We start from the raw sequence: 10,600 nt of genomic DNA, 5'->3' as shown, positions 1-10,600 counted from the left end.
GCCACGAGTGTCACCGACGCCGTCCGCCAGGCGCTGACCAGCGTCACCGCCGGCCCGATCTTCGGCGCGGTGGGCGGGGGATACACGGTGCTGGTGGAGGAATTGGTGCTGCGCAGCCGGATCAGGTGGGTACCCGCCGCGGTCTCCGGCATCCAAGCCGCGTCGCCGCGGGGCTGGACCCTGCGCGACGACACCGGTACCGACTGGCACGCCGACGGGGTGATCGTGGCCGTCCCAGCTGCGCGCCTGGCCGGGCTGTTGGACGCCGTCGCGCCGCGCACGGCGGCGGCAGCCGGCCGCATCGATAGTGCCTCCTCGGCGGTGCTGGCGATGGCCGTGCCGAGGGGCATCGCCTTTCCGCAGAATTCCGGTGTGCTGGTGGCCAGCGGAGAACGCTTGCACGCCAAGGCAATTACGTTGTCGTCGCGCAAGTGGGGGCGGCGCACCGACGTGGAGCTGTTGCGACTTTCGTTCGGACGCTTCGGCGACGACCTGGCGACCCGCGCATCCGACGACGAGCTACTGACATGGGCGCTGGACGATCTGGGGACCGCCTTCGGGCTCACAATCGATCCAGTCGATGTCTGCATCCAGCGCTGGCCCGATGCGATGCCGCAGTACGGGCCCGGTCACCGGGACCTGGTCACCGAACTGCGGGCCGGTCTGCCACCAACCCTCGCAGTGGCGGGCAGCTATCTGGACGGGATCGGGGTGCCGGCGTGTATCGGCGTGGCCGGGCGGGCGGTGACCAGCACGGTCCGGGCGGTCGATACGGCCGTGGCACCATAGTTCTCATGGCACGCCTGGACTACGACGCCCTGAACGCATCCGTTCGATACCTGATGTTCTCGGTGTTTTCGGTGCGCCCCGGTGCGCTCGGCGACAGCCGGGACGCCGTCATCGACGAAACCGCGACCTTTCTCAAACAGCGCGAAGACCAGGGTGTTGTGGTGCGCGGTCTCTACGATGTCGCGGGCTTGCGGGCCGATGCCGACTTCATGATCTGGACGCACGCCGAACGCGTGGAAGCGTTGCAGGCCACCTATGAGGACTTTCGCCGGACCACCGCGCTGGGGCGCGCATCGACGCCGGTGTGGAGCAGTGTCGCGCTGCATCGGCCGGCCGAATTCAACAAGAGCCACATCCCGGCGTTTCTGGCCGGCGAGGAGCCGGGCGCCTACATCTGCGTCTACCCGTTCGTGCGCTCCTATGAGTGGTACCTGCTGCCCGACGAGGAGCGTCGGCGCATGCTGGCCGAACACGGCATGGCCGCCCGCGAATACAAGGATGTGCGGGCAAACACGGTGCCGGCGTTCGCGCTCGGCGACTACGAATGGCTGCTGGCGTTCGAGGCGCCCGAGCTGCACCGCATCGTCGACCTGATGCGGGAGCTGCGTGCCACCGACGCGCGCCGGCACACCCGTGAAGAGACGCCGTTCTTCACCGGGCCGCGGGTGCCGGTTGAGCAGCTGGTCAATTCGCTGCCCTGAGCCGGCAGCAGAGGGGAACGCATGACAACCCAGTTCGATCCCAACGATCCCGCCCGTTTCGAGGAGATGTACCGCGACGAGCAGGTTGCCCATGGCCTGCCGGCCGCCACACCGTGGGATATCGGCGGCCCGCAGCCGGTGGTGCAGCAACTGGTCGCGCTGGGCGGGGTCAAGGGGGAGGTACTCGATCCCGGTACCGGCCCCGGTCACCACGCCATCTATTACGCGTCAAAGGGCTACTCAGCCACCGGAATTGACGGTTCGGAGACAGCGCTGGAGCGGGCTCGGGAGAATGCCCGCAAGGCCGGTGAGTCGGTGAACTTTCAGCTGGCCGATGCAATGAAGCTCGACGGTCTGGACAACCGTTTCGACACGGTCGTGGATTGCGCCTTCTATCACACCTTTTCGACCGAACCGGAGCTCCAGAGGTCCTACGCGCGCGCTCTGCACCGGGCCACCAAGCCCGGAGCCCGGCTGTACATGTTCGAATTCGGTATCGGCAACGTCAACGGTTTTCACATGCCGCGATCGCTGTCCGAGGATGATTTCCGGGACGTGTTCCCCGACGCCGGTTGGGAGATCACCTACGTGGGGCAGACCACCTATCAGATCAACATGACCTCACAGAACTTCGACCGGATGCTGGCACGCAGCCCCGAAATGGCCGAGCAAATCAAGCCGATGGCCGATCGGTTCCGAACCATCGAGCCGTGGCTCACCGATGGTCGTGTCTACGCACCGTTCTGGGAAGTGCATGCCACGCGGCTCGACTAGCCGACGGCGCGTCCTCAGGGGCCGGCCGGTACCAGGCGCAGCGAAATCGAGTTGATGCAGTAGCGCTGGTCGGTGGGCGTCGGATAGCCCTCGCCTTCGAAGACGTGGCCGAGGTGGCTGTGGCAGTTGGCGCACAGCACCTCGACGCGGGTCTGGCCCAGCGAGTGGTCGGGGCGAAGGATCACGGCGTCGGAGTTGGCCGGGTCGAAGAATGACGGCCAGCCGCAGTGGGATTCGAACTTCTCTGTGCTGCGGAACAATTCGGCACCGCAGGCCCGGCACTGGTACACACCCTCGGCCTTGGTGTCGGTGTATTCACCGACGAACGGGCGCTCGGTGCCGGCTCGCCGCAGTACATCGAATTCTTGGGGGTTGAGTTTCTTGCGCCACTCGTCGTCACTGAGTTGCACACGCGGCGCCTGGGACCGGCCGCTCATGCGCCACTCCTCCTCATCGCTGCGCTCTGCATCGTCGTTGGCGGGTGCTCATGCCTCCACGCTAGCGCGCGGTTGCTGATGCGTCACCCAGAGTGGATCTATCCCGGTGTCCAAGCGGGTTTCGGTCTTGGCGTCCCGGTAGCGGAAGTAGAGCACCGAGAACACCACGATCAGCAGCAGCGACCAGCCGTAGGTGATCTTCAGGTATTCCAGCGGGCGGCCGACGTACATCCAGTTCAACAGCAGCCACCGATCCATCGTCAGGAATCCGTAGATGCCCAGCCACGCCGGCCAGTTGCGGATCACCGAATTGGGTAGCACCACCGTCATCAAGAACGGGAAAAGCATCATCGAGTAGTAGCCCTGGGCCAATGCCAGCACCAGCCAGGACCACAGCAGCAGCACACCCGACGACGTGGTGAACCAGAACAGCGGGTCGCGGGTGCGGTAGTAGCGGTACAACAGCCACAAACTACCAATGGCTAACAGCGTGAACAGGATTCGCAGCAGTTGGATCAGCCAGAACGGCAACCCGAAATAAACACCGTTGCCTTCGATCGAGCTGTTGAAGTAGTCACGAACACCCAGGATGTAGGGCAGCGTGCGGGTCAAGAAGTCCTGTGGGTGGACGACAAGGGGCCACGCGGCGAGGTTGAATGCAACCGGAACCGCAAAGGCGGGCACCAGTGTCCGCCACTGCCGGTTCAGCAGGGGCAGCAACAGCAGCGGCAGCAGCGCCGGTTTGAGGGTGAAGGTCAGTCCGATCACCAGGCCGGCCCACCACTGCCGACTCACCCTGCCGTCCAGCAGCCACCGCAGGAACAACACCTCGGCCAGCAGGACGCAGCCATTGATGTTGGTGAAAACCAGTGTGTTGGTGACGGATTCGGTGCAGAACATCGCCAGCAGTAGCGCCGGGGCCGCCACCGAGCTCAGGCTGAACTTGAACATCTTCAGCAGTAGGTAAGCAGCCAGGACGATCGCGGCGCTGTTGATTGCGATGAACAGGTAACGCGACTCGGCGAACGGCAGGTAGCCGAACGGCGCCATGATCAGCGTGCCGCCGGGCGGATACAGGTAGTGCGGATCGACGTAATCGAAATGTTCGTTGTAGATGTCCCACCCGCGGCGAAAGTTCAGCACTGCCCGGTAGACCGGCTTGAAATCGTCGGTGATGTTGCCGTTGGTGGTCACCACAATGGTGCGGTGGATCACGGCGAGGATGGCCACCGGCCACAGCACCGAGCGCACGACGGTCGCGGTGCTCGCGGCGGCGGTGCGGGGCGCGAAGATGGCGTGCGCCCGATCGAGCAGACCGCCACGCGGGGATTCAACTGCCGTCACGAGCGCACCCTATACGGCCCGAAGGATCAGGCAGGACAGTAGGTGTCGGTGGAGGGCAAGTTGCCGCTGTCGAGATAGCCGACCAGTGGCGGGACCGCGCATGACGAGTAGATGCTGGCGCCGTGGCCGATGCCCTGCCACATCACCCGCTTGCTGGCCGCGGTCGCGTTGATGATGGTGGCGGCCGTGGCCGACACGCCCTCCGAGCCGACGATGGGATCGTTCTGCACGCCCATGAGAAGCACGTTGACCGTCAGCTTCTTCGGTGGTTGCGGCGGTGCGGTGGTCGGCCACGAGACGCACTTGACCAGATTGAGCGCGCCGACAGTGCCGAATTGCGGGTAGAGCTTTGCCCACGCGACCACCAGTTCGCGGATCCGGTCGGGAGTGGGCCGGTTCACCGCGTCGCTGCAGGAGTTGACGAACTGTCCGTCGGTCCCGGTGGTGGCCTCTGCCCGGTTGATCAGGCTGGTCAACCGATTGGTGTCACCCGAGCGGGCGCTGGCCAGCGCGGCGGCCAGGTCGTTGGTGGTGCCGACCTGGTCACCGGTGGGAAAGCCGAGGGCGGTGTTGATGGCATTGGCGATGGAGGCCACCGACGCACTCGCCGGGCCGTGGCCGGCGCGGGCATCGGCGAGCATCGAACTGACGGCGCCTTTCGGGTCCGGGCCCAGCGGGCAATTCACCGCCGCGCATTGCGCAGCGAACGCGTCCAGCGCCGCTTGCTGACCTTTGACCTTCTGCTCGGCTGCGGCTTCGGCGCCGACACCCAGCGCGACCGGCGAATCCAGCACCAGCCTGACGACCCGGTCCGGATGGGAGCCGGCGTATGACAGCGCCACCTGCGCGCCGTTTCCGATGCCGATCAGCGCCAGCGCCGGCACGTCCCAGGTGCTGCGCAGCCGCTCGATATCGGCGGCGGCGTGGGTGTTGTCGTAGGCGGAGTCACCGGGGGCGATGGTGTCCGTGCAGCTGGTGGTGGAGTTCTGCACGATGTCGGCGAGGTTGGCGACGGGATCGTTGCCCGACTCGAACTGTGCCTGATCGTGGATTTCCTGACGGTCGAATTGCTCAAGGCAGTCGACTGGGCTCGAGGAGCCCATGCCTCGGCGGTCCACAGCGACGATCGGGTGCTTTTGCAGCACATCGGCGCCCGCTCGGGCCAACCACACGGGCAATTGCAGCGACGACGGCAGGTCGGCACCGGTGGTGAAGACCAGCGGTCCGGCATCGTCGGGCGTTTTGGTTGAGCGCGCCCGCATCACGCCGATGCTCAGCGTGCCGGCGGCACCATTGACCGGGTCGAGGTCGGCGTCGTAGCTTGCGCATTCCAGCTTGACCCCGACGGGCGCGGGGACCGCGGCGTCGCCGAAGCCCCGCGATGTGCAGTCATGCCACGACAGTTCGTTCTTCGGCTTGGCGATCGGCGGCGGGGCGTTGGGCGCTGTTGTCTTGGTTGCCTTTCCCTGCGGCCGGGCGCCGGCGTTGGTGGCGAAACGCGGGTTGGCGGCCAGTCCGGGTGCGCAGCCGGCCAGTAAGGCGGTCACCACAACAAGCGACGAGGTGAAGGTGGCGCGCCGACTCATGCCGACCACAGTAGCCATTGGTCGATCGATCAGGCGTCTCGCACGTAGCGCGTGTACAGGTAGCCATCGTCGTCGGTGAGGACGTGGGCGCGTCGCATACCAGTCAGCACCTGCTCCGGGCCGGTGGCGATGCGACCGGCCTGACCGCCGACCAGGGTCGGCGCGATGGTCAGGCACAGCTCGTCCAGCAGGCCGTGTTCGACGAACGAGCTGAACAACATCGGTCCGCCCTCGGTCAGCACCCGCGGCAGGCCGCGTTCGGCCAGCACGGCCAGCACCGCGGCCGGGTCGACTTCGGCCGGGTCGTTGATCGAGCAGTCCACCACGTCCGCGAGACCGGCCAATGTGCGCCGGGTCCGGTCGGCCACGGCCGCGCAGGTGCAGATCAGCGGTGGCACCTCGGTGCGGGTAAACACCGGCATATCGCGTTCCAGTTGACCGGATCGGGTGACGATGGCCAATTGCGGGACTTCGCTTTGCCCGCGCGCTTGCCGGCGGTGACGCTGGGCAACGGTCGGGCGTGCACCGGCGTAGCCCTCGGCCCGTACCGTGCCCGCACCGACCAGGACCACATCGGCGACTTCGCGCAGCACGCTGAACACGGCCCGGTCGCCGGATCGGCCCAGCCTGCCGGATCGTCCGCCGAAGGTGGCGCCACCGTCGAGGCTGGCGATGAAGTTCGCGCGCAGCCACACTCCGTCGCGATCGGCGGGGTAGCCGTACAGGTCGGGCAGGTCGGCGCCGTCGAGGTCGCGGCTGGAGCCGAGCAGCCGCAACTGCACTCCGCCGGCGTCGTCAGCTGAAACGTCAGCCATGCCGATGATTGCAACACGCCGGTAGGGTGCCTGCATGCACGGGGTTGCTCGTCTGGTCGACCGGCAGCCGACCGTGTCGTCGGAACGGCTGATCGCGCAGCTGACGCCGCCGCCGACTTTCGCCGAGGTGAGCTTCGCGAGCTATCAACCCGACCCGGCCGAGCCGACCCAGTCGGCCGCCATTGCCGTGTGCCAACGGTTTTGCGAGCTGGCGGTGCAGCGCCGTCGCGGCCGCAGGAGGCTGCTCGGCAAGCGAGAAGCCTTGCCGGGTGTCGGGCTGTACCTGGACGGGGGTTTCGGCGTCGGCAAGACGCATCTGTTGGCCGCTGCCTACCGTCAGCTGCCCGATGATACGTTGCATCCGAAGGCATTTGCGACGTTCATGGAGCTCACCCAGCTCGCCGGGGTGTTCGGTTTCGTCGAATGCATCGACCTGCTGGCCGATTACACGCTGTTGTGCATCGACGAGTTCGAGCTGGACGATCCCGGCAACACCACGTTGATCTCACGGCTGCTTTCGCAACTCGTCGAGCGCGGCGTGTCAGTGGCCGCCACCTCCAACACCCTGCCCGAGCAGCTCGGTGAAGGCCGTTTTGCGGCGCAGGACTTCTTGCGCGAAATCAATACGCTGGCAGGCATTTTCGATGTCGTACGGATCGGTGGGCCCGACTACCGGCACCGCGAGCTGACACCGGGGCCACGGCCGCCGTCTGATGACGAGGTCGCCGCCCATGCTGCGAGCGTGGCGGGCGCGACCTTCGACGACTTCGACGGGCTCTGCGTCCACCTGGCCACCATGCATCCATCGCGTTATCTGACGCTGATCGACGGCGTGACGACGGTTTGTGTGACGGGTGTGCACACCGTGGACGACCAGAACGTGGCGCTGCGACTTGTCGCGTTGACCGACCGGCTTTACGACGCCGGGATACCGGTGCTGGCCTCGGGGGAGAAGCTCGATCGCATCTTCAGCGAGGAGATGCTGGCCGGCGGCTTCCGCAAGAAATACCTGCGGGCCACCTCGCGACTGCTGGCGCTCAGCGCCGCCGCTACCGAGCCGACCAACGCCAAGTATGGACGTCAGAGTTGCCGCTGAGAAGCTACGTGCTCAGCTGATTTAGGCCCGGCCAACCGGGCGGACCATCACGAAGTCATCTTCATCACGGGCGCCCAATCGAAATGTCCTGGTGCCGTTGACGGTGAAGCCGCATCGCTTGTAAAACTTCTGAGCCCGTTGGTTTTTCTGATTGACTCCGAGCCACACACACCCGGCGTGCCAGTCGGCTGCGGCCATCAGCGCGGCATCCATCAACGCCGTCGCTACGCCCGAGCCGTGGTGCGCCGGGAGTACGTAGATTTTCGACAGCTCTGCGGCCGGTCGAATGTGCACCGCCCGTTGCACCTCGGGATCGTCACCGACACCGCTGATCATCATGGCGTAACCGATGATTCGGCCTGCGTGGCCTGCAGTGAAAATCAGCCGCCGCGGGTCCGCCAGATATTCGGCGAAGCGCACGTCGGACAGATTGGCGTCGATGAACGCAGCAACGTCCGCGATAGCAACCGATGGGGGACAAGCCAACGGAAAAGTGCGCGCCGCGACCGCAGCCAATTCGACGGCGTCGACGGTATCCGCTGTGGCGATGCGGGCTACAGGTTCCACTGCGCTAGGTGATAACCCGTCTTCTTGTCCAGCAGAACAACATTGGCGACCGGGTCGCGGTAGGCCTCCCAGTACACCCCGCCACGGACGATCGAGCCGGCCGGCGCGTTGGCCAGCGCGGCATCCAGCGCATCGGGAGCGTCAGAGTTGCGGGACTTGTAGGCGTCGCCGAACGGGGTGACCCCGTCGAAGGTGAAATCGGTGAGCATCTGATACGGGTTCGGCACCCGCACTGCATGGATCGCGACATCGGCGCGCATTACTGCACTGTTCGGGAAACTCTTGACCGGGATACCGACGCGGTTGTAGCCGAATCCTGGCGGCGGATCGACCGGTTGCACGCTGCTGACCGTGATGTCGGCGATCATTTTTCCGGTGTCGACCCGCAACGTATCGCCGAGATGGCCGATCGGGGCGTCGCCGGCCGACGCGCGGGGGATCGCGATCAGTGTGGCCGCGACGACGGCAATCACGGCAACCAGGTAGCGGCGCATCTTTCCTCCTCGGCGACCATCGCATGATGGCACACCGCGGCGCTTACGTCGCCGGGTTGTGCAACGCTCAGCTTTTCTGCTCGGCGGTCAGGGACTTTAGCGCGGCACTCAGATCGGCCTCGACGCGGTCCTTGTCGACGTCGGCCTGATGCAGCGGACCGGCGCCGTCTTCGAGTTCAAGCAGTGCGAGCAAAATATGTTCGGTCCCAACGTAGTTGTGGCCCAAGCGAAGTGCTTCGCGGAAGGTCAGCTCGAGCGCTTTGCGTGCCATGCCGCTGAACGGGATCAGCGCGGGCATGGTGTTCGCGGCGGGTGGCAGCGTGATCGAGGCACGAAGCGACTCGGGGTCGATGCGCTGTGCCCGCAGCAGCTCGGTGACCAGGGCCTCGGGGTCGCTCAGCACGCCGAGAATCAGGTGGTCCGGCGTAATCTCGTCGTTGCCGGCTTCATGTGCGGCGTTCTGGGCAGCCACCACGGAGTTGCGTGCCCGTGGCGTAAAGCGCTCGAAGCCGCTGTTCGGGTCGAGTGCGGTGGTCTCGGCGCGCAACACGAAGCGCTTCTGAGCGGCCTGTTTGGTGACGCCCATGCTCTTGCCGATGTCAGTCCAGGAAGCCCCCGACCGGCGCGCCTGGTCGACGAAGTGACCGATCAAGTGGTCGGCGACTTCGCCGAGATGCTCGGCTGCCAGCACCGCGTCGCTCAGTTGATCGAGCACGTCGGAGTGCACCTTTTTGATGGTGTTGATCATCTCGTCGAGTCGAACAGGGTAGGACTGAACCATGGCGTCAACAGTAGGTTGACGCACCAAATTCGTCAACTCTTGGTTGACGCATGTTGGGCCGCTTCAGCCCTTCGCGTAGCCGCGCCGAACCGTGCGGTCCAAGATGCCCAGCGACGCCCGGAGCGCCCCTTCGGAGATGACCGGGAATATCCCGGCCTCCCGCCACTTTTCGTCGATCTGAGACCAGTCGTAGAACGACGTGACGAGCGTGCCCTTGTTCTGCGGATCTGGCTCAAGGCGATACCCATAGACGTGGCCGATCTGCGGCCGGATCTGACCGAGAACCGTCCATGCGATCAGCTGGTCCTGCTCGAATTCGCGGATGGTCACCGTCACGTCGTAGCGACCGAGTTCCGGAAAGTCGTTGAGGGATTCGCGGTCCATGTGCACGACGAAGCTGTCGTCGACGGCACCAACCGACGCTCCGTCGGCGTCCTGCAACATCCCAGATGAGTCGATGGCGACGTGACCCTGCGGATCGCAGAGAACGGCGAAGATGTCGCCTGCAGGTGCGTTTATCGTGCGCTGGACTTCGATTCTTTCTGCCATTCGGTAGATCTTGGCAGGGCAGCGGTGCCGATGTGGCGGTTCGGTGCCGCGACAAAGGCGTCGGCCTGCGCGACGATGAACGGATGAGACATCCGCTGGCGATGCTGGTTGCCGCCGCCGCTGTCGGCTTGGCCCCGCTGGTGCAGGCGAGCCCGGCCGGCGCCGACCCCGGCCTTGACGCGAGCTTTCTCGACGCGCTCACCAAAGCAGGCATCACGATTAAAAGCGAAACCGGTGCGGTCAAAGCCGCCAAGTCCGCCTGCGGAATGATGGAGCAGGGCCGCCCGCAACTCGATGTGGTCCAACTCGTGACGAGGCAAAATCCGGGCCTGGATACCACCAGGGCGGCGCAATTCACCGCGATCGCGGCGAGCGCCTACTGTCCGCAATACCTGCAACACACCGGTCCAAATACCGGCGCGCCCCCGGCGGGTTAGAACTCGCTCCGACGCGAGGCTGATCTGGGCCATGATGGGGCGATGAAACATCTCCTGGTGGTACTTGGCATTGCCTCGTCACTGGGCGTACCGGTGCCGGCGCACGCCGACCCGAGTGTCGACGCAAGCTTCGTCGACGCGCTGAACAAAGCCGGCATCACCTTCAATGATTCGAAAAGTGCTGTCAATGCGGGCAAGACGGCGTGTGATTTGATGGACCAGGGTAGGTC

The 10,600-nt window shown here is 65.5% G+C and carries 14 protein-coding genes; 6 read left to right on the top strand and 8 right to left on the bottom strand.

Features of this window, described 5'->3' with window-relative positions:
• The 3 genes from WAO18_RS15600 to WAO18_RS15590 form a co-directional block, all read left to right on the top strand.
• Positions 1-789 (top strand): FAD-dependent oxidoreductase (locus WAO18_RS15600; RefSeq protein ID WP_422207161.1); only part of this gene is annotated, 789 nt, incomplete at its 5' end.
• A gap of 5 nt (positions 790-794) precedes the next feature.
• Complete coding sequence (hemQ, locus tag WAO18_RS15595; protein ID WP_422207160.1) at positions 795-1,490, top strand: hydrogen peroxide-dependent heme synthase; 696 nt, start codon at positions 795-797, stop codon at positions 1,488-1,490.
• Between the two features lie 21 nt (positions 1,491-1,511).
• Positions 1,512-2,264, top strand: coding sequence for a class I SAM-dependent methyltransferase (locus WAO18_RS15590; RefSeq protein WP_422207159.1), 753 nt, complete (start codon positions 1,512-1,514; stop codon positions 2,262-2,264).
• A 14-nt stretch (positions 2,265-2,278) separates the two neighbouring features.
• Here WAO18_RS15590 and msrB read toward each other — a convergent pair whose 3' ends face one another.
• The 4 genes from msrB to WAO18_RS15570 are packed head-to-tail and all read right to left on the bottom strand — an operon-like array spanning position 2,279 to position 6,446.
• Positions 2,279-2,701 (bottom strand): peptide-methionine (R)-S-oxide reductase MsrB, encoded by a 423-nt coding sequence (msrB, locus tag WAO18_RS15585; protein WP_422207158.1) that lies wholly within the window; start codon positions 2,699-2,701, stop codon positions 2,279-2,281.
• 48 nt (positions 2,702-2,749) lie between these two features.
• A complete protein-coding gene (aftC, locus tag WAO18_RS15580) occupies positions 2,750-4,045 on the bottom strand; it encodes an arabinofuranan 3-O-arabinosyltransferase (protein ID WP_422207157.1) in 1,296 nt (431 codons plus the stop codon).
• 26 nt (positions 4,046-4,071) lie between these two features.
• Positions 4,072-5,649, bottom strand: coding sequence for an alpha/beta hydrolase (locus tag WAO18_RS15575; RefSeq protein ID WP_422207156.1), 1,578 nt, complete (start codon positions 5,647-5,649; stop codon positions 4,072-4,074).
• 11 nt (positions 5,650-5,660) lie between these two features.
• Positions 5,661-6,446, bottom strand: a complete 786-nt coding sequence (locus tag WAO18_RS15570; protein ID WP_422207155.1) for a pyrimidine reductase family protein — start codon at positions 6,444-6,446, stop codon at positions 5,661-5,663.
• A gap of 34 nt (positions 6,447-6,480) precedes the next feature.
• Here WAO18_RS15570 and zapE point away from each other — a divergent pair, with 34 nt between their 5' ends.
• A complete protein-coding gene (gene zapE / locus WAO18_RS15565) occupies positions 6,481-7,542 on the top strand; it encodes a cell division protein ZapE (protein WP_422207154.1) in 1,062 nt (353 codons plus the stop codon).
• A gap of 21 nt (positions 7,543-7,563) precedes the next feature.
• On the opposite strand, the gene WAO18_RS15560 is transcribed toward zapE, so the two are convergent.
• The 4 genes from WAO18_RS15560 to WAO18_RS15545 all read right to left on the bottom strand — a co-directional run bounded on the left by WAO18_RS15560 (position 7,564) and on the right by WAO18_RS15545 (position 9,933).
• Positions 7,564-8,109, bottom strand: coding sequence for a GNAT family N-acetyltransferase (locus tag WAO18_RS15560; protein WP_422207153.1), 546 nt, complete (start codon positions 8,107-8,109; stop codon positions 7,564-7,566).
• Complete coding sequence (locus WAO18_RS15555; RefSeq protein ID WP_422207152.1) at positions 8,097-8,603, bottom strand: hypothetical protein; 507 nt, start codon at positions 8,601-8,603, stop codon at positions 8,097-8,099. The genes WAO18_RS15560 and WAO18_RS15555 overlap by 13 nt, the downstream gene beginning before the upstream one ends.
• A 67-nt stretch (positions 8,604-8,670) precedes the next feature.
• Positions 8,671-9,384 carry a Clp protease N-terminal domain-containing protein gene (locus tag WAO18_RS15550; RefSeq protein WP_422207151.1) on the bottom strand — a complete coding sequence of 238 codons (714 nt, stop codon included), beginning with the start codon at positions 9,382-9,384 and terminating at the stop codon, positions 8,671-8,673.
• Positions 9,385-9,447: 63 nt separating this feature from the next.
• Positions 9,448-9,933, bottom strand: coding sequence for a polyketide cyclase (locus tag WAO18_RS15545; RefSeq protein WP_422207150.1), 486 nt, complete (start codon positions 9,931-9,933; stop codon positions 9,448-9,450).
• Positions 9,934-10,016: 83 nt separating this feature from the next.
• Between WAO18_RS15545 and WAO18_RS15540 the strand changes: the two genes are divergently transcribed.
• Together WAO18_RS15540 and WAO18_RS15535 are read left to right on the top strand one after the other, a co-directional pair.
• Complete coding sequence (locus WAO18_RS15540; RefSeq protein ID WP_422207149.1) at positions 10,017-10,370, top strand: DUF732 domain-containing protein; 354 nt, start codon at positions 10,017-10,019, stop codon at positions 10,368-10,370.
• A gap of 42 nt (positions 10,371-10,412) precedes the next feature.
• On the top strand, positions 10,413-10,600 hold a 188-nt coding region (locus tag WAO18_RS15535), incomplete at its 3' end, for a DUF732 domain-containing protein (RefSeq protein ID WP_422207148.1).

Origin of the sequence: Mycobacterium sp. (genome assembly GCF_049278535.1) — a bacterium.
Lineage (GTDB): Bacteria > Actinomycetota > Actinomycetes > Mycobacteriales > Mycobacteriaceae > Mycobacterium.
This window is presented reverse-complemented; position numbering and strand designations above follow the sequence as displayed.

Bases quoted from the DNA above. Each gene is read 5' to 3' on its own strand.
- hemQ (WP_422207160.1), top strand. From the start codon at position 795: ATGGCACGCCTGGACTACGACGCCCTGAACGCATCCGTTCGATACCTG.
- WAO18_RS15590 (WP_422207159.1), top strand. From the start codon at position 1,512: ATGACAACCCAGTTCGATCCCAACGATCCCGCCCGTTTCGAGGAGATG.
- msrB (WP_422207158.1), bottom strand. From the start codon at position 2,701: ATGAGCGGCCGGTCCCAGGCGCCGCGTGTGCAACTCAGTGACGACGAG.
- WAO18_RS15575 (WP_422207156.1), bottom strand. From the start codon at position 5,649: ATGGCTACTGTGGTCGGCATGAGTCGGCGCGCCACCTTCACCTCGTCG.
- WAO18_RS15570 (WP_422207155.1), bottom strand. From the start codon at position 6,446: ATGGCTGACGTTTCAGCTGACGACGCCGGCGGAGTGCAGTTGCGGCTG.
- zapE (WP_422207154.1), top strand. From the start codon at position 6,481: ATGCACGGGGTTGCTCGTCTGGTCGACCGGCAGCCGACCGTGTCGTCG.
- WAO18_RS15555 (WP_422207152.1), bottom strand. From the start codon at position 8,603: ATGCGCCGCTACCTGGTTGCCGTGATTGCCGTCGTCGCGGCCACACTG.
- WAO18_RS15550 (WP_422207151.1), bottom strand. From the start codon at position 9,384: ATGGTTCAGTCCTACCCTGTTCGACTCGACGAGATGATCAACACCATC.
- WAO18_RS15545 (WP_422207150.1), bottom strand. From the start codon at position 9,933: ATGGCAGAAAGAATCGAAGTCCAGCGCACGATAAACGCACCTGCAGGC.
- WAO18_RS15540 (WP_422207149.1), top strand. From the start codon at position 10,017: ATGAGACATCCGCTGGCGATGCTGGTTGCCGCCGCCGCTGTCGGCTTG.